14 protein-coding genes are annotated in these 20,452 nt (G+C 33.7%); 7 read left to right on the forward strand and 7 right to left on the reverse strand.

The window, feature by feature from the left end:
- Positions 1–118: 118 nt before the first annotated feature.
- The 7 genes from WPG_RS05470 to WPG_RS05500 all read right to left on the reverse strand — a co-directional run bounded on the left by WPG_RS05470 (position 119) and on the right by WPG_RS05500 (position 7,122).
- Positions 119–1,306, reverse strand: coding sequence for a DUF1501 domain-containing protein (locus WPG_RS05470; protein WP_045470238.1), 1,188 nt, complete (start codon positions 1,304–1,306; stop codon positions 119–121).
- A 150-nt stretch (positions 1,307–1,456) separates the two neighbouring features.
- The gene (locus WPG_RS05475; protein WP_231850260.1) at positions 1,457–2,683 is read right to left on the reverse strand and encodes a DUF1800 family protein; all 1,227 of its coding nucleotides are present in this window, start codon (positions 2,681–2,683) and stop codon (positions 1,457–1,459) included.
- Positions 2,684–2,831: 148 nt separating this feature from the next.
- Complete coding sequence (locus WPG_RS05480; protein ID WP_045470240.1) at positions 2,832–3,359, reverse strand: hypothetical protein; 528 nt, start codon at positions 3,357–3,359, stop codon at positions 2,832–2,834.
- Positions 3,360–3,382: 23 nt separating this feature from the next.
- Complete coding sequence (locus tag WPG_RS05485; RefSeq protein WP_045470242.1) at positions 3,383–4,312, reverse strand: OmpA family protein; 930 nt, start codon at positions 4,310–4,312, stop codon at positions 3,383–3,385.
- Between the two features lie 146 nt (positions 4,313–4,458).
- Entirely contained in the window at positions 4,459–4,941 is a 483-nt protein-coding gene (locus WPG_RS05490) for a hypothetical protein (RefSeq protein WP_045470244.1), read from the reverse strand.
- A 105-nt stretch (positions 4,942–5,046) separates the two neighbouring features.
- Positions 5,047–5,475, reverse strand: coding sequence for a hypothetical protein (locus WPG_RS05495; RefSeq protein ID WP_144374421.1), 429 nt, complete (start codon positions 5,473–5,475; stop codon positions 5,047–5,049).
- 93 nt (positions 5,476–5,568) lie between these two features.
- Positions 5,569–7,122, reverse strand: a complete 1,554-nt coding sequence (locus WPG_RS05500) for an aldehyde dehydrogenase family protein (RefSeq protein WP_045470255.1) — start codon at positions 7,120–7,122, stop codon at positions 5,569–5,571.
- Positions 7,123–7,243: 121 nt separating this feature from the next.
- Here WPG_RS05500 and WPG_RS05505 point away from each other — a divergent pair, with 121 nt between their 5' ends.
- The 7 genes from WPG_RS05505 (at position 7,244) to WPG_RS05535 (ending at position 20,430) form a co-directional block, all read left to right on the forward strand.
- On the forward strand, positions 7,244–8,323 hold the full coding sequence (locus tag WPG_RS05505) for an isoaspartyl peptidase/L-asparaginase family protein (RefSeq protein ID WP_045470257.1): 1,080 nt from the start codon (positions 7,244–7,246) through the stop codon (positions 8,321–8,323).
- 91 nt (positions 8,324–8,414) lie between these two features.
- The gene (locus WPG_RS17270) at positions 8,415–9,164 is read left to right on the forward strand and encodes a DUF6090 family protein (protein ID WP_052471158.1); all 750 of its coding nucleotides are present in this window, start codon (positions 8,415–8,417) and stop codon (positions 9,162–9,164) included.
- Positions 9,165–9,225: 61 nt separating this feature from the next.
- Complete coding sequence (locus WPG_RS05515) at positions 9,226–12,372, forward strand: VPS10 domain-containing protein (RefSeq protein ID WP_045470259.1); 3,147 nt, start codon at positions 9,226–9,228, stop codon at positions 12,370–12,372.
- Positions 12,372–13,130 carry a DUF6090 family protein gene (locus tag WPG_RS17275; protein ID WP_144374422.1) on the forward strand — a complete coding sequence of 253 codons (759 nt, stop codon included), beginning with the start codon at positions 12,372–12,374 and terminating at the stop codon, positions 13,128–13,130. The genes WPG_RS05515 and WPG_RS17275 overlap by 1 nt, the downstream gene beginning before the upstream one ends.
- Before the next feature lie 32 nt (positions 13,131–13,162).
- On the forward strand, positions 13,163–13,894 hold the full coding sequence (locus tag WPG_RS17280; RefSeq protein WP_052471160.1) for a DUF6090 family protein: 732 nt from the start codon (positions 13,163–13,165) through the stop codon (positions 13,892–13,894).
- Complete coding sequence (locus tag WPG_RS17285; protein WP_052471161.1) at positions 13,887–14,633, forward strand: DUF6090 family protein; 747 nt, start codon at positions 13,887–13,889, stop codon at positions 14,631–14,633. Before WPG_RS17280 ends, WPG_RS17285 begins: the two co-directional genes overlap by 8 nt.
- Positions 14,634–14,841: 208 nt before the next feature.
- Positions 14,842–20,430 (forward strand): alpha-2-macroglobulin family protein, encoded by a 5,589-nt coding sequence (locus WPG_RS05535; protein WP_045470262.1) that lies wholly within the window; start codon positions 14,842–14,844, stop codon positions 20,428–20,430.
- Positions 20,431–20,452: the final 22 nt, after the last annotated feature.

Here is a 20,452-nt window from a genome sequence, read left to right on the forward strand (position 1 = left end):
TTTAAGGGACAACCGAAATAACTCGCATCTTTGAAGTGCTATTAATCAATTATATAACCTTGTTTCACTCGATTATATCGACCCTGAAACAAGGTTTATTGTTTTTATTAAGTTACACTTATATAAAATTGAGCTTATTAAAAGATTGATTTAAAATAGTAGTATCATCAGCTTCTAACCATTCACTTAAAATGGTAGCGTAAATAGTCCTAAAGTCTATTTCGTATTTTAAGTCACCGTTATTATCTAAGTCACTCAGACTTGCCAAATTATTATAAAAACCTGCTTTTTTTAACTTTTTACCTATTACAAAAACAGCGTTAGCAGCTCCATGATCTGTACCATTTGCTGCATTCTGTTTTACACGTCTTCCAAATTCTGAAAAAGTTAAAATCAAAGTATCTTCAAAAGTGTTATTTCTTTTTAAATCTTTTACAAATGAAGAAACACTTTCAGCGTATTGAGATAATAATCTTGTTTGTTTATTATTTTGATTTGCATGTGTATCAAAACCACCTAAAGAAGTATAAAACACTTTCGTTTCTAAGCCAGAGTTAATAAACTGAGCCACATTTTTAAGTTGCTTTGCAAATTTATTTTGAGGATAGTCTTCTTGAGATAACTTCACTTTAGTATTCTCATAAATATAATTCGCAGAAGACTTGGCTTCTATCATTGTTTGATATAAATACCCTAAATTATGATCACTCAAGTGAGCATCATTATAATGATTAAGGACATTTTTAAAATATGGGTCTTTAGAAGAGTTATATAATACTTTATAATTGCTTGTTGCAATGCCATTAAAATGTTCTCCTTTCATAGCCAAGCTTAATTGCTCATCCATTTCAATTGTATTATAAGGTTTTTTACCGTGTAAATCTAAATAACGTCCTAACCATCCACTTTGTAAATATTCATTAGATCCACTAGCTGTTTGCCAGATATCCATTGATCTAAAATGTGATCGCACGGGATTTGGATAACCTACATTGTTAATAATGGATAGTTCTCCAATATCAAATAAAGACCTTAAAGGTCCTAGACTTGGGTGAAACCCTAAATCATCATTTAATTTTATGATGTCTTTAGTAATTGCTAACCTTGGCCTAGCATTATAATAGATGTCATTATTGTAAGGAATTATAGTATTAAGCCCATCATTACCACCTGCTAATTGAACAATTACAAGTCGTTTGTAACCTAATCTTTCAGCAGCCACAGACTCAAATGCCTTTACAAAACTAGGCACAAAGAACAAGCTACTTGCTAATGCGGTATTTTTTAAAAATTTACGTCTTTCCATAATTATACTATTAGCACATTTGATATTCTGGTAAGGACATTAATTGAATACAATAATCTTTCTTCGATTTTTTGTTCAGTGTTTCTAAATAGTTTGCTGTACCTTTATTTATAATACCCTGAATAATATATGATTCAAGATTCTCTGTTTTTACTGATTTAAATTTTTTAGAAAATGCATCCCAGTCTGGTATGGTTTTAAAAGGTAATTTACTTTTTTTCGTTTAAAGTATTTTTCCCTAAAACTATCATTAAAGTCACCATGTTCTTTTAATGAAATCATTGCATTATTGAGCATTACTGAGGGTAGTTTTAAACGAACCATTATCGTATTAGCATCAATCCACCCTTTATCTCCTTTCCAACCAGCAACATTTGGTGGATCTAATAAGGTTTGTCCAAGTAATTTTTGAAGCTTCAATAAATCCTTTTGTCGTTCAAATTTAATTGAGACCGTATTTGCTATTCCTACTAAAAAATCAATGGGCGATTTTATTTTGGCACCAATATTCTCTTCGTTGTAAAACCAATCTGACATAAAAACAAAGCGCATTAATTTTTCGATATCATAATCTTTAAAAAAAACATTAGTCATAGCATCAATATGTTTTTTATTTGGTGTTGGGTTTACAAAATAGCGATAGACTTTATCCGAAATGAAATGAGCACATTCCCTTTTTTCTAATATTATATCAATGATATTATCACCAGAAAAATTTCCTGTATTTCCAAAAAAAGTTTTGAAACCATTATCGTGTTGAAATTTTCTAAATTTAAAACTTCCCTTAAAGTCGTGATTATAACCTGTAAAAGCCCTAGCACTTTCCTTTATATCTTTCTCAGAATAATGACCTATACCTAAGGTAAAGAGTTCCATCAATTCGCGTACAAAATTCTCATTTGGCTTTGCCCTTCTATTCTGTTTTCCATTTAAATATTTAAGCATTGCCGCTTCCTTAGAAATAGCTTTCACAAAAGCTCTAAAATCACCTAATGCATGCGTTCGCAATGTATTATTATACTTCTTAATAAAAACAATACTATTGTCTTTACAGACAAAATGATTTGCCCAAAATAATGTCATTCGCTCTCTCAATACCTCTTTTGGATTAATTAACCGGTCTATCCAAGCATAATTAAGTTCTAAGACTTTTTTTCTGCTTTTGTCTCTGAGCTCCTTTGCTAATTTTGGATTGTTTTTTAGGTCTAATGGTTTAATACCTTCCAAAAAAGATAGGTCTACATTAATATGAGAAATAGATTTAGATGCTTCAAAAAGAGTATCAACGGTTTTTTTTCTGTTTTGAGGCGTATGTGTTTTAGGACTCAATCCAAAACCTGCACGCCAATTTAAATGCTGAAGTTCTCTCTGTTTCATGTACGTTAGACCTAAATTTTAGTTTATAGTTTAATCTTAACAAAAACTAAACTTATATGTCAATTATAAAAATTGGATATGATTTGTTTTACCACAAAAAAACCGTTTCAAAATGAAACGGTTTTTATACTAAATTATTTTCAAGCGATTACTTTCCGCCATCAAGCTCGTCTTGCCATTTTAGTAAATCAGCCCAACGCCCTTGATAAGCCATTTTAGCTTGCTCTGGCCAAGAACCTGGCTTATGAATTTTAAAACGATCACCACCACTATCTAAAACACTCTGACATTTATCTAAACTACATTCAGATAATGCCTTCCAAGTTTTTACATCATGATTATGGAATAACTCTTGGATTTTTGGCCCAATACCTTCAACAACTGTTAAGTCATTCTCTTTTATTTTCTTGCCGAATACCGCTTTTGCTGCAGCTGCATCAAAAGGAATCAACGTAGCTGAAGAAGTTGCTGTTAATGATGAAGCTAAAGATGCCTTTGTTGTCTTTAAATCTCCTTCTAAACTCATTCTACTCGCTCTACATGCTTCTAAATCTGCTTCTAATCTTCTAATTCTATCGCTATCGTCATTTCCGCCTCCTAAAAGACGACCTAGTAAATAGCCTAATAATGCACTAATTAGACCTACTAATAATGGGATTAATATACACCAATTCATAATTTTATATTGTTTTAAATTTGTTAGTTAATTGTTATTACTGTACGTCTATTTTTAGTACGTCCTTCTTCAGTATTATTATCAGCTATAGGTACTGTTTGGCCTTTAGAAGAGGCTTCTACATTACTATCTAAAATTCCATTTCTTACTAAATAGCTCTTAGCAAAATCGGCACGTTGCTGACCTAGTACTACATTGTTATCAGCATCTCCGGTATTGTCTGTATGACCTGTTACTTGGACTTTAACGCCTAGTTTATCAAAACAACGAGACATATCAGCAATCATTTGACGTTGTTTTGCCGTTAGGCTAATTTGTGCTTCTCCTGTTTTAAAGTATAATACCAAAGGATTCTTTCTAATAGCCTCACATGCAGCTTCAAGAACTTCATCTGTAGCTCCTTCTTCAAAGGTTACAATACCGAATTTTAATGGTCCAAATAATGTGCTTGCATCATCAGGATTGATATCATCATTAAGCTGTCCGTGTGTATCAATTTGTTTAGAAGGCACACCTTGCGATATCAAGTAATTCTTAACCGCATTTGCTCTTGCTAATCCCAAGTTTGGATAGGCAGAATTGTTAGTTTCATCACTACGATAGTAACCCGTAATATCAATATCCTTTAAAGGATTTGCCAAAAGATAATCCTTTAACCTAGCAACTTCAGATGTAACACCTGTTGCAATTGGTTCTAAGATTGAAAAGTTCGATGTTTTAAAATTAAAATTGTCATTAATTTCAATGTTGAAGTCTCCATCAGCATCGGAAATAGTAAATGCATTTCGAGTGGCAGGAATAACTTCAGGCTCTACTATACTATTTGTATCTTCAATTATTGCTTCTTCTCCACTAGGAAAACAATGACAATCGTCACATAAATAGCAATACAATAAAGTACCAATAATGATAGTAAGTAAAATACCTAAAAGGTAAGATGTTTTTTTACTCATTAGTTAGTGTTTTTAGTTAATGGACATTCAAGATATTAAAAAATTTAACATCTTTAGCCATTAGTCTGAAACACAATACTTAAAAAAGTCACAATTCAAAAATGTTCAACTTTCAAATAGGCTTTAATTTTATTTATTTAAGAGGCCTATAAAAAACCTTTTCTCTTTTTAGATGTGTACAATTTCCAACCAAATAAAATACAGCAGAATATCAAAGTTCCTAGACTCAAATAATGAAACCAAAACGGTTCTACACCTTCAAAATCACCTTTAACTCTTGCTACATATGTTAATATCATAACTAAACTCACGTAATAAAAGTAAACCAACTGCTTAGTGAAATTAAGCTTATGGAGCTTAAATGGAGCGACTACAATCATAACATACGCCAAAAATCCTCCTAGCAATTTAATTGGTACCATTTCAATAGCATTTACATACACATTGGTCGCTAAAAAGCCAAAATGAATAACGTAAAGTACGGCAAAAAGTTTAATAACATTCTGCAATTGAATGTTTTCTTGTAAAGGCTTAGCGTATGAAAATGCGTATAAATAAAATGCGAAAAGAAAAATCAACAATGATAATCTCCCAGAATATCTTGCTGCGTATCTACAAGTGTTTTCCATTTCGGGATACAAAAAGAGAGCAGCTAAAAATATAATTAGTTCAGCAGCTAATCTAAGAATAAAGGATTTCGTTGTAATGTATATTATAAATTGAAACGGTTAAGTTTATTCTTTAAAAGGTGGAGGTGGACAAACAGGAAACACATAATTCTCGGGAATTTCTTTAAATGTGTCTCCTTCATAGAACCAAAGTACATGGCTCCACCATCTATCTATTGCTGATGCTTCTGTGAATAAATAAGAGTGATCGACTTTATATACATCATTGGAAACATCAATGTTTATAATTGCAGCGAAATAATATTCAAAATTCTTATTATCAATTCTTTTGTAAGCAAACAAATTAAATCCATAATATGAATTATCAGCAGATGGCTCTATAAAGGTTCCAATAATTAAACCATCAGAATTATTTTCTAAAGTATTTTTATAATCAAGCAATCTTGAATATGTCCAAGTATCCTTTGGAGGTTTCGCTTTTTTTAAATGCTCTATATTCCCATTTTTTAGACTTGAAGTGTAAGCCTTACCCAACGAGTCAATTAATTTATAGTATCTTGAGAATAAACTGAGAAAACGAATAAAAACCAAAAAATAAAAACAACATTCTTACTCAAAACTTATAAATTACAGGTCAAACTTAATACCTTGTGCTAAAGGTAATTCATCGGAATAGTTGACTGTATTGGTTTGTCTTCTCATATAGACTTTCCAAGCATCAGAACCAGACTCTCGTCCACCTCCTGTTTCTTTCTCGCCACCAAAAGCTCCACCAATTTCAGCACCAGATGTCCCAATATTTACATTAGCAATTCCACAATCAGAACCAGCATAGGATAAGAACTTTTCAGCTTCTTTCATTTCATTAGTCATAATTGCAGATGATAATCCTTGCGCAACACCATTTTGTTTAGCGATTGCGTTTTCAACATCTCCAGAATATTTCATTAGATATAGAATCGGAGCAAATGTTTCGTGCTGTACGATTGCAAAATCGTTTTCTGCCCCTATAATTGCTGGTTTTACATAGCAACCAGATTCATAACCCTCTCCTTCTAATACTCCACCTTCAACCAATACATTTCCACCTTCAGCTTTTGCAGATTCTATAGCTGCTAAATACGTATTTACAGCATCTTTATCAATCAAAGGACCAATATGATTGGTTTCATCTAATGGATTACCAATAGTTAATTGGCCGTAAGCACCAACAATCGCATCGCGTACTTTATTATAAACTGATTCATGAATAATTAAACGACGTGTCGATGTGCAACGTTGACCACAAGTACCAACTGCACCAAAAACAGCACCAGGAACTACAACTTTTAAATCTGCAGATGGTGTTATTATAATCGCATTGTTACCGCCTAATTCTAATAATGATTTTCCGAAACGCTCAGCAACCGTTGCTCCAACAATACGTCCCATGCGTGTAGAACCTGTAGCAGATACTAAAGGTATTCTGTCATCAGTAGTCATGTACTCGCCAACTTTGTAATCACCATTCACTATACAAGAAATACCTTCTGGATAGTTATTCTCTTTTAAGATATCAGCTATAATATTTTGACAAGCCACAGAACATAAAGGTGCTTTTTCTGACGCTTTCCAAACACAAACATCACCACAAATCCAAGCTAAAGCTGTATTCCAAGCCCAAACTGCTACTGGGAAGTTAAATGCTGAGATAATCCCAACTACACCTATAGGATGCCATTGTTCCCTCATTACATGTCCAGGTCTTTCTGATGGAATAGTTTGCCCATTTAATTGTCTAGAAAGTCCAACTGCAAAATCACAGATATCAATCATCTCCTGTACTTCACCATAACCTTCTTGCAATGATTTACCCATTTCATAAGAGACTAGTTTTCCTAGAGGCTCTTTTAAATCTCTCAGTCTATTTCCAAACTGACGAACCACTTCACCACGAACTGGTGCTGGCACATCTCTCCAAGATAAAAACGCTTTAGTGGCAGCATCCATTACCTTATCATAATCTGCACGTGTAGTCGTTTTTACTCTGCCAATCAGCTGTCCATCAACTGGAGAATATGATTCTATAATCTCACCATTAGAAAAATTATTTGATCCTGTTGAAGATCCTTCGTTTATATCTTTAACACCTAACTGATTTAAAGCCTCTTTTATTCCGAAATCGGTAGCAATCGCTTCCATATATGGTTATTTTTTGTGAATTATTAAATTTTGCCACGAAGTTACTAATAAATTGTCAGTTTTACTTGAAGTGTGTATTCTAAAAATGTAACTTTAAAGCACTGATAAAATCTAACCCATCATGAAAAAATTGATTCCTTTTTTTGTCGCTATATGTTTATGTTTTACATGCAAAAATGAAAACACTTCTGAAGAAACTGCAATAGCAGAAAACACATCGGAAGCAACTATTGAAAAACCAGAATTTGCGATAATCATTCATGGTGGAGCTGGCACCATTCTAAAAAAGAATATGACACCAGAAAAAGAAGCAGCTTACAAAGCTAAATTGGAAGAAGCGATTAGAGTTGGATATGAGGTCTTAAAAAATGGTGGTACGAGTTTAGATGCAGTAACCAAAACCATAAACGTTATGGAAGATTCACCACTCTTTAATGCTGGTAAAGGAGCGGTGTTTACAAATGCTGAAACTAATGAATTAGATGCGTCAATTATGGATGGCAAAACCCTAAACGCTGGTGCTTCCGCTGGCACAACAATTGTTAGAAATCCCATTGATTTAGCTAGAGCTGTAATGGATAAGTCTAAACATGTGATGCTTTCTGGGAAAGGTGCTGAAATCTTTGCTGAAGAACAAGGATTAACTTTGGTTGACCCCTCTTATTTTCATACAGATAGACGCCTAGAATCTTTAAAACGTGTTAAAGAGCGTGAAGCTAAAAAAGCAGGTAAAGTAGATACTGAATCCGCCTATTTAGATTTCTACGATGCTGATATTAAGAATGCTAAATTCGGAACGGTTGGCTGTGCAGCACTCGATAAAAATGGAAATCTTGCCGCTGGCACCTCAACAGGTGGAATGACCAACAAACGCTATGGTCGCATTGGTGATGCACCAATTATAGGTTCTGGTACTTATGCTAATAATGCCACATGTGCAGTCTCTAGCACAGGTTGGGGAGAATATTTTATTAGAGCACAAGTAGCCCATGATATTTCTGCATTAATGGATTACAAAGGGTTAAACTTAAAAGACGCCTCTAAAATTGTATTAGATAAAGTCAAGGATTTAGGAGGTGATGGTGGTATAGTTGCTGTAGATAAAAATGGTAATATGGTAGCAGAGTTTAATACAGCAGGCATGTACAGAGCTACCATGAATGATAAAGGAGAATTAACTATTGGGATCTATGAGCAATAAACTGTAACAATTTAATACCTTTAAACACATATAGTTAACCAACCTCAACTACAACCATCAACCTAATTTACTTTCAACCTAAAGAAAGTAAATGATTAAATTTTTTCGCCGCATTAGGCAACAACTCCTTTCCGAAAAGAAATTTTCGAAATACCTCATCTATGCTATTGGCGAAATTATTCTTGTGGTAATTGGTATTCTCATTGCATTACAGATTAATAACTGGAATGAAAAACGGAAAACAAACATTCAACTAAAGTCTGCGCTTAAATCAGTATACAATGATATGGTTTCAGATAGTGTTATCTTATATCAAAGTTTACCATTGGTACATTTGCGAGATAGCACAATCGAAAGTTTAATAAAGCGTTCTTATGCCACAGAAACTAATCTCGACACTTTAGTTGCGATGATGCAAAATGAGTTTCCTCTAAGATGGTATAATTCCCCAACATATAATAAAAACACCTTTACAAACCTAAAGAATACAGGAGCATTCGATATTTTACCTAATGATATTAAACTGTCTTTATCTGAATATTATACCACTGTGGAATCTTATGAAACTCTGAACAAGACATTGTTAAATCAATATCGTACACAATTAGATGATTTTGTAAAACACTACAATATAATTGGTCGTTTTTATAACAGTAATTATAACAATAGTTATATATACAAAACTAGCTGGACCAATGTTGATGGCGCTGATTTTGCACCAAGAGTGGCTGTAATTTTAGCAGCGTATAACGTGTTATTCGGATACACTAAAGAAGAATTAGAAACCAATCTTATGAATTGTAGAGAAATTTTACCACAACTGAAACCATATATTGATTAACATACAATAATTAAATTCTTTAACCAAAAATTAAATAAAACTACTAATCCATACCAAACACATGAAAATACTAAAAATTCTATTTATATGCATGCTTTTGCTCCCAATAAGTAACTATGCTCAAAAAAGAAAAAAGAAACCAACTGAGCCAACTATTAAACTTACAGACTCTCTTTTTCATGGCTTAAAATGGCGAAATATAGGACCTTTTAGAGGTGGTAGAAGTGTTACTTCTACTGGAGTCATCGGACGACCTCATACCTACTATATGGGTTCTACTGGTGGTGGTGTTTTTAAAACGACTGACGACGGTATTACATGGAAAAACATTTCTGATGGTTTCTTTAAAACAGGATCTATTGGTGCCATTGCAGTATCTGAAAGCGATGCCAATGTTGTAGTGGTTGGTATGGGAGAACATGCCGCTCGTGGTGTAATGACATCCATGGGAGATGGTGTGTACAAATCGATGGATGCCGGAAAAACATGGACACATATAGGATTAGAGAAAACCTATCATATTTCTGATGTGATTATACATCCTACTAATCCCAATACTATATATGTAACAGCACAAGGAGCACAATATGCACCTTCTAATGAAAGAGGTGTTTATAGAACAATGGATGGAGGTGCAACTTGGGAGAAATTACTTTATGTAAACACAACAACTGGAGCATCTTCTTTATCAATGGACATGACTAACCCTCGCATATTATATGCTTCTATGTGGCAGCATCGTCGTTATCCTTGGATAATGGAATCTGGTGGTGAAAATTCAGGATTGTATAAGTCTACAGATGGCGGAGATACTTGGGATAAAATGGAAGGAGGTTTACCAGACGCTTTTGGTAAATCGGGTATTTCTGTCTCTAGAGCAAATCCTGAACGTGTATTTTCAGTTATAGAAGCAGAAGGTGAAAAAGGTGGAGTATACCGTTCTGATAATGCTGGTAAAACCTGGAAACAAGTCAATAAGAATCGCGTTAATATTGCGCGCTCATGGTATTACATGGAGATTTTTGCTGATCCACAAAATGAAAATGTAGTGTATGTATTAAATGCTCCTGTTATGAAATCTATTGATGGTGGAAGAAGCTTTTTTAATATTCCTGTGCCTCATGGAGATAATCATCATTTATGGATTAATCCGCACGATAATACAAATCTCATTAACTCTAATGATGGAGGAGCCAATATCTCCTTTAATAGCGGAAAAAGTTGGAGCACACAACAAAACCAACCAACCTCTCAATTCTATCGTGTTATTACAGATAATTTAGTGCCATACAATGTCTATGGAGGTCAACAAGACAATTCAGCAATAGGTATTGCAAGCCGAACAAATGATGGAGGTATCGATTGGAAAGATTGGTATTCGGTTGCTGGAGGAGAAAGTGCTTTTATTGCTTTTGATCCAGATAATCCAGAAACTGTTTATGGTGGAACTTACCAAGGTAATATTAGCAAGTGGACCAAATCTTCTAGAGAACAAAAATCAATTAAGGAATATCCTGAATTGGGTCTAAGCATTGCTCCTAAAGATTCTAAATACCGTTATAACTGGAATGCTCCTATCATCACATCTCCTCACAATAGAGCAACAGTTTATCATGCCGGAAATGTGGTTTTTAAAACCATGGATGGAGGAACAACTTGGAAAGCTATAAGCCTTGATCTTACAAAGAATGAAACAGAAAAACATGGTCCTGGTGGTGGACCATATACCAACGAAGCTGCCGGAGGAGAAAACTACAATACACTCACTGCCTTAGTAGAATCTCAACACCAAGAAGGAGTACTCTATGCTGGTAGTGATGATGGGCTTTTACATATTACAAAAGATGGAGGTGCAAGCTGGCAAAATATAACACCAAATGGCATTAAAGATGGCATCATTAATAGTATAGATATCTCAGAACACGATCCGGCAACAGCCTATGTCGTTGTAATGCGCTATAAATCTTTAGACCTCAATTCTTATATTTTTAAAACCAATGACTATGGGCAATCATGGACTAAAACTGTAAACGGTCTTAATGATCCCAATGGATTTACGAGAGTGGTTAGAGCAGATAAAAAACGAAAAGGACTGTTATACGCAGGTACGGAAACAGGACTATATGTTTCTAATGATGATGGCACGCATTGGCAACATTTAAACTTAAATTTACCAACAGTTGCTATTAATGATTTAGTAATACAAGATAATGATTTGGTCGCAGCAACATCTGGTCGTGGTTTTTGGATTTTAGATGACTTAGGAGTACTCCAAAATATGAGTACAACCAAAAACACAGTTCAGCTATTTAAGCCAAAAGACACTTATCGTATTTTTGGTGGAACATCTAAAGCAACAGGACAAGGTCTTAATCCTCAGAGTGGAGTTACCTTAGATTATTATTTAGATAAAGATGTAGATACGCTCGATTTAAAGCTAGACATTTTGGATGGCTCAAAAGTTATCAGAACCTATACCAATAAAAAGCCAAAGGGTTTTAAATCATGGCCAGGAGGACCAGCTAAACCTCAAGTTCTGCCATCTAAAAAAGGCTATAATCGATTCACTTGGAATTTTAATAGAGACCCATTACCTGCTATTAATAAAGTTTTCGTTTTTGGCGGACTCTCAGGCTCTAGTGTTGCTCCTGGAGATTACACCTTAAGATTAACATTAGATGGAGAAGCTGTTGAGACTCAAGCCACCATTCTTCCTAATCCGGCTATCGATTCAAACTCTACTGATTTTGCTGAACAACAAAATATGCTAGTTACTATTGAGAACACCATTAAAGATATGCATGAGTCTGTTAACCAAATGCGATCCGCAAAAACGCAACTAAACACATATGCTAAACTGTTAAAAGATAATGACAACGCTAAAGCGCTTAAAGAAAAAGGTGAAGCTCTCATAAAGCGCATTAATAGTTGGGAAGAAAACTTAATACAAGCGAAGCAAAAGACCTTTCAGGATGTTATCAATTTTAATAACAAACTCAATGCACAGCTCATTCAACTACTTAGTTACATAGACCAAGCAGATCCAAAAGTGACGCAAGGTGCTAAAGAACGTTTTAATGATTTAATGCAAGATTGGCAAGTTTATAAAAATGAACGTGATGCTATTATAACTACTGAAATGGAGGCCTATAATACACTCTATAAATCATTAAATATACCAGCACTTATTCTTAAAAATAAGGAGTAATGATTAAACTCTTCCGTCGCATTCGTCAAAAGCTAATTATGGAAAATAAGACATCCAAATACTTCAAATACGCCATTGGTGAAATTATCTTGGTAGTAATTGGGATTCTGATTGCATTGCAAATTAATAATTGGAACCAAGAAAGAATAAATCAACAAAAAGCAATTGTTTACTTAAATAGTTTAATAGAAGACATAGAGTCTGATGTTATTAATTATAACGGCAACATTACTAATTACCAAACAAGCCTTAATAACAACAAAAGACTTCTAATTAACGATGATTATAAATTATTAGAAGGAGATTCTATTATAAAGCTTGTTTCTGGCTATTATGAAGTTGATAGAACATCTAGCCAAACTTACGAGAAAATTAAAAATGCAGGCCTCGCAGAATCTTTAGGCTCCGAAGAAGTTAACAAAGTAATTAATGATTACTATAATGCCCAAAAGAGTTATTATCAAACTATGTTGCGTTGGGATAAAGATTTTAGTGACAAGGATGTAAATTTTTGGACCTATAACACTAATTACGAATCTAGTTCTATTAGAAATTATAATACAAACGCACTACCCTTTTTAAATAGTGCTGCCAAACGAAAAGAAGATTTAATAAACCTTATTGAGTCTACACAAGGCAGAAATCATTTGCGTAATGCAATAATTAGAAAAGAACATACACTATACAGGGCGAACGAGTTTGTCGTTACTGCAGAAAACCTAATTAATTTAATAACTAAAGAACTTAATAGTAAATGATTAAATTCTTTCGCAAAATACGCTACAACCTTATGGAACAAAACAAAACAGGCAAATACTTTAAATACGCCATTGGAGAAATTATCTTAGTGGTAATTGGGATTCTCATAGCACTACAGATTAACAATTGGAATGAGCAACGTAAAAACTCAAAACAAGAGCTTATACTTCTAAAACAACTGCAAACTGACATAAGTACCAACAGAGATAATGTTATCGAATTAAATGAACGCCTTAATATTAATAAAGTTGGTGTTGATAGTCTTATTTTAAGACTAGATAAAAAGCAAAATGATTTAAAATTTATGCTTTTTCTATCTCAAACTATGAGAAAAAGTGATTTCAATAAAGCGAGTTCTGGCTATAATATTATGCAAAATGGCAAAGTATCTCTTATCTCTAATGAGAATATTCTAAAATCTGTACTTAATATTTACGAAAATGATTTGCCAGATATAATAGATAGACAAGGTGTTATGAATAATCGTATTGACCAAATCCAAAATCAATTTATCAACAAATTGTTTGCACTTGCATCAAATAATTGGAACGTTAAATTTAATAATTATGATGTCGTTGCTACAGAACTTTTTGAACCTTTAGATTTCGATACGCTTTCACAAAATATTGAATTTAAAAATACGCTTATACAACTTAGAAAGTTAATAGAAGCACGATTAGCCTATCTTAAAATTACAGAAAATAAACTAATGAAAACTATAGAACTTCTAGACTCTAAAACAAAATTAAATCTACATGATTAAGTTCTTTCGTAAAATACGTTACAACCAAATGGAAGAAAACAAAATGGGTAAATACCTCAAATACGCTATTGGCGAGATTATCCTAGTCGTTATTGGTATTCTCATTGCACTACAGATTAATAATCGGAATGAAAACAACAAAGCACTTAAAAAAGAGCAAGCGTTTTTACAGGAAATTAACTTTGATTTTAAGTCTAATAAAACACAATTAGATTCTATTATTAGTTTCAATAAAGTGAGTTTTCATGCTAGTATAAGACTTTTAGAAATTATGGGAACCTTTGACTTAAAAAACCCCAAAAGAAATGAAGCAAATGCTCATTTTGCAGATAGCATGAAATATTATAACCGTTTAGCATGGAGAAATAAATCGTTTAACCCTAAAAATGGTGCAGTAGAAGCGCTTTTAAATTCTTCATCATTCGATCTTATTAAAAACGATACTTTAAGACGTAATTTAATTTCTTGGAAAGATGTTTTGGGAGATTATTTAGAAGAAGAGCAATTTGCAGTTAATTTTCTAACTAATGAGTATGGTCCTTGGGTAAGAGCAAGTTTTGATCCAGACCTCGATGACGACCCAGAAAACACAAAAGCGTTCTTTAGTAAAAGACATAGGAATTTTATAAACCAAAGAGCAGGAGATTTATATAACAATTTAACCACAGTAAAAGAGGAAGGTGTTGTTGCTATGATTAATGATATTATTAGATTAACTGAACCTTTGAATAATAACTAAAACTTACAGAAATACGGTAAAATAAAACTCAATTTTCTTAGCCAAAACAATACTAATTTACAGCACTAAGTTTAGCATAATCCTTAACTTTAAGAACAATTTAACAACAGCCTAAAGTCTAAACACTAAAAATTTAGCGTACCTATTTAACAAGAATGCACCTACCTTTCTTTTTCACTGAAGTTTTATTTTAATACCATCATCAACTATGCACATCAAAAAACAACTTGCCTTTCTAGCTCTAATTGTAATCGCAGTATCGTGTAAAAAGAAGCCTGTAGAAACCGATAATATTTTTAAGTACAGAGATTATATTAGTTATACCACATCTGGAGTGGTTTCGGTAACAGCGCCTATTAAAATTAATCTCGCTGAGGAAGTAGAAGGTTGGGAGACAGAGCAAGAATTAGATACGGATTTAATTAAAACACAACCTCATATCCAAGGCACATTAAAAGCACTCAACAAACACACACTACTGTTTACACCAGATGAAGCTTTAGAACCTGCAACAGCTTATGGAGTTACTGTAAAACTGGGTAATATTTATAAAACGATCCTTCAAGAATTTAAGAACTACACCTTTGAGTTTAAAACCATCACTCCGAGTTTTAGTATCATGACTAATAATTTGCAGTCCTATAGTAAAGAATGGCAGTATGTATTAGGTCAATTACGCTCATCAGACGTTATTACTTTAGAAGATGCTAAACAATTAGTATCAGCAAAACAGAACAAAAAAGACCTCAACTTAGTTTGGTTAGAAGTGCCAGAACCTTCCAAATATTTTGAGTTTAGAATCGATAGTATTAAACGTAAAATAGAAGACAGTAAAATTGATGTCTTTTGGAATGGTAAAGCCATAAAAGCCGAAAATAAAGGAGAGAACTTCATCAACATTCCTGGGAAAAACAACTTTAGTATTGTTGAGACTAATGTGATTCAAAATCCTGAGCAATACTTAGCAATTAACTTTTCAGATCCTTTAAAAAAGCAACAAAATTTTGCGGGTTTAGTGACTATTCAGAATGTGAAAAACCCAAAATATATCGTTGATGGTAATGTGTTGAAAGTATATACAGACGTCAAATTAGTCGGAGATATTAGAGTCGATGTCTTTACAGGTATCAAAAACACAGACGGTTTCAAACTTAAAAACGCCTTCGCTCAAACCTTAACCTTCGAGGAATTAAAACCACAAGTACGTTTAGTAAGCAACGGTTCTATTTTACCAAATTCAAAAGATTTAAAATTCAATTTTGAAGCTGTAAATCTAAGTAAGGTCGATGTTAGAGTCATTAAAATATTTGAAGACAATGTACTTCAGTTTTTACAAGAAAATAACATGAATAGTAACTACGAAAACTCAATAAAACAAGTTGGTCGACGTATTGCAAAAGAGACAATTACATTAATACAAGATAAAAGTCAGAATACCGCGAAATGGAAAGCCTACAGTATTGATTTATCTAAATATATACAAGCAGATCCTGGTGCGATTTACAGAGTAGAAGTTGGTTTTAAACGCAACTATTCCTTATACGATTGTTCATCAAAATCAAAAACTACAAACGTTGATGAGGATGAGTATTATGATGATTACTATGACGACTATTACGAGGAAGATTTTTACGCCTCAGAGGATATTTCTGAAGAAGAGCAAGAATTAAGAGAAGAGCGTTATTGGGATAATCTCACCTACAGGTACAGAAATACGAATTACCGTTATAGAGATAGAAACAATGCCTGCACAGATTCTTATTTTAATTATGGTAACAGAACCGTATCTCTAAATTTAATTGGTTCTAATCTTGGTGTGATTGCAAAACAAGGCAACGATAATACGTACTTCTTTGCGGTCACCAATATTCTATCTACAGATCCTGAAGCAAGTGCAAAAGTCACTTTATATAATTATCAGCAACAAGAACTCGTAAATGGTAATACAAACAATGATGGTATTATAGAACTAGATACTAAAAAACGAGCTGCCTTTGCTATCGTATCTAAAGGAAAGAACGTAAGTTATGTAAAGCTATTTGATGGTAATTCTTTATCACTAAGTAAATTCGATGTCTCAGGAAATAGATTACAACGTGGACTCAAAGGGTATATCTATGGCGAACGTGGTGTATGGAGACCAGGCGATAGTTTGTTCTTAACCTTTATGTTAAATCATAAAGCCAATAAACTACCAAAACGACATCCTGTAAAACTAGAAATTACTGATCCTGTTGGGAAGTTGGTATATAGAAAGGTATCTATTGATAACATTAATAATTTCTATGACTTTAAAGTACCAACGTCATCCGATTATAAAACAGGAAACTATAATGCTAAGGTATCTGTTGGTGGAGCAAACTTTTCTAAAAATTTAAAGATCGAAACGGTTAAACCCAACCGATTAAAAATTAAAATAGATTTTAAAGACAACATCTTAAAAAATAAAGAAGCCTTAGAAGGTGACTTAAATGTAGCATGGTTGCATGGTGCACCTGCAAAGAATTTAAAAGCTGAAGTAAAAGCGAAATTCTCAACAGCTTACACCAGTTTTAAAGGGTATAAAAACTATGTATTTAATGACCCAACTAAAAATTTTAGCACTGAAGAAACCAATGTATTTGAAGGCTATTTAGATACAAATGGAAACGCTAAAATTGATGCAGAATTAAATATTGGAAGTAATGCTCCTGGTATGCTGAATGGACAATTTTTAGTCAGAGCCTTTGAAAATGGTGGTGACTTTTCGCTCGATGCATTCACAATGCCATATGCTCCATATGAGAGTTTCGTAGGCTTACAATCACCTAAAGGCAACAATTATGGATCTTTCTTTACGGATGAAAATCACACCTTTGACATTGCAACAGTTACTGCTGAAGGGAAACCAATTCAACGTAAAAATTTAGAAGTAAAAGTCTATAAAATTGAATGGCGTTGGTGGTGGAATTCCTCTTACGATAACTTATCGAGTTACGTATCGAGCAATTACCATAGACCTGTTCAGCAGTATTCTATCAATACAGATGCTAAAGGAAAAGCAAGTTTTAAAGTTAATATTCCTGAAAATGATCGTGGTCGTTATTTAATCAGAATAGTAGATCCTGAAAGTGGTCATGCAACTGGTCGTACTGCGTATTTCTATAAAAACTGGTGGTCCAATTCAGCATCTGGCGATAAAGAAGCGGCTAAAATGTTGGTGTTCTCAACAGATAAAGACAACTATAATGTTGGTGATACAGCAAAACTAACCTTCCCTTCTGGTAGCGAAGGCAGAGCTTTAGTAAGTATTGAAAATGGTACTGAGGTCTTACAACACCAATGGGTAAAAACGAAGCCAGGTGAAACCACAATTGATATTGTGGTGACAAAAGAGATGGCGCCAAATGTGTTTATTAATATTTCATTATTACAGCCACATGCTATTACTTCTAATGATTTGCCAATTCGTTTATATGGAGTCATTCCTATGATGGTCGAAAATCCGGCAACAAAATTAGAACCACAAATTAGCATGCCAGATAAAATTCAACCAGAGCAATCTTACGAAATCAAAGTCTCTGAAAAGAATAACAAAGCGATGACTTACACCATTGCTGTAGTTGAAGAAGGGCTTTTAGATTTAACGCGTTTTAAAACACCTAACGCTTGGAATAGTTTCTACGCTCGTGAAGCTTTAGGAGTAAAAACCTGGGATATTTTCGATGATGTCATTGGAGCTTATTCTGGCAGTATAGATCAAGTATATGCAATTGGTGGAGATGGAGCTGCAGCTAAAGGCAAAAACAAAAAAGCAAATCGCTTTAAACCAGTGGTAACCTATATAGGACCTTTCGTTTTAAGTGAAGGAAAAACAAAAACACACCAACTAAAAATGCCAAACTATGTTGGTGCAGTAAGAACAATGGTTGTTGCAGGAAATAGTAATACTGAAGCTTATGGAAGTACTGAGAAATCAGTACAAGTTAAAAAGCCACTAATGGTTTTAGCGACTTTACCACGTAAGTTAAGTCCTGGTGAAAAAGTAACTCTCCCTGTAACGGTTTTTGCCATGGAAAAGAAAGTGAAAGACGTTAAACTTACGATAAACCTAAGTGATGGTATTACCGTAAAAGGGAACAAAACGCAATCACTTCAATTTAGTAAACCGGACGAGAAAATGGTCTATTTTAAATTGGATGTTACTAAAGCAAAAGGTATTAATACTATTGAAGTCGTTGCGACAGGAAATGGCGAGAAATCAACTTACAAAGTCGAGATTGATATTGAAAACCCTAACCCAATGACGTCTCGAGTTATCGACCAAGAGCTTCAAGCAAATAGCAATCAAACTATAGATATTACAACTTTTGGTGTACCAGGAAGCAACTCAGCAACTGTAGAGTTTTCAACCTTACCTCCTATGGATTTCACAAAACGAATGGAGTATTTAATTCGTTATCCTCATGGTTGTGTTGAGCAAACCACATCTGGTGTTTTCCCTCAATTATTCTTAACAGATATTTTTGATTTAACACCTCAAAAGAAAAAACAAGTACAGCGTAATATTGAAAGTGGTATTAGACGCTTAGGACGTTTTCAAAATGCTAGTGGTGGCTTAGGCTATTGGATGGGTGAAAGCTCTAACAATGATTGGGGAACAAGTTATGCTGGTCATTTTATGATTGAAGCTGAGAAGAAAGGTTTTGTATTACCATTAACCTTTAAGAGTAATTGGATTGCATACCAAAGACAAGCGGCTCGTAATTGGAGACCAAGTTATAGACATTATCATAGTGATTTTGCACAAGCCTATCGTCTATATACATTGGCTTTGGCTGGTAGTCCGGATTTGGCGAGTATGAACCGTTTGAGAGAATTCGAGGAAATCTCTAATGACGCTAAATGGAGATTAGCTGCTGCCTATGTATTAGCTGGTCAAAAAGAGGCTAGTGATGCTATTTCTAAATTATCGAATATTGATTTTGAATCAGACAAAATAGATAATTATACTTATGGTTCCGTTTACCGAAATAGAGCAATGGCTTTAGAAACCATGTTGATTACTAATCATCCTAAGAAAACAGATTTGGCAAAATCGATTGCAAAATCCTTAGCAAGTGACCGTTGGATGAGTACACAAACTACAGCCTATAATTTATTAGCGCTAGGAAAAATGATAAGTCAGAATGGTGGTAAAGAATTAAAGCTCACCTATAAAATCAATGGTAATACTGAAACGATAGATACTCGAAATGGAATTGCACAACGTAATATTCCTATCAATGAAGGAGTGAATCAGATGACGATTACAAATGCAAAAGACAATTTGGTCTATGTACGTGTTTTAAATTCTGGGAAATTAAAATTAGGCGAAGAGATAGCCGAACAACGCGGTTTCTCAATCTCTACAGTCTATAAAGATTTACAAGGCAATAAAATAGATGTCACCAAGCTACAACAAGGACAAGATTTTGTAGCGACAGTAAGTATTTCTAACCTAACTAGAGATTACGTTAATGATGTGGCTTTGACTCAGATTTTCCCATCAGGTTGGGATATTGTAAATACACGTTTTACAGATTTTGGAGATACAACAGTAAGCAATGCTAGGTATACAGATATTAGAGATGATCGCGTAAACTTCTATTTTAATATGAGTAGAAAAGGAAAACATGGTGCCAAAACATTTACTGTAATGTTAAATGCATCTTATTTAGGGACCTATTACCTGCCTGGAGCACAAGCTGAAGCCATGTACGATAATGATGATTATCTCGTAAGGAACAAAGGGAAATGGGTAATCGTTGAAAAATAAAAAACACTAAACATAAACTAAA

Source organism: Winogradskyella sp. PG-2 (assembly GCF_000828715.1).
Taxonomy (GTDB): Bacteria; Bacteroidota; Bacteroidia; order Flavobacteriales; family Flavobacteriaceae; genus Winogradskyella.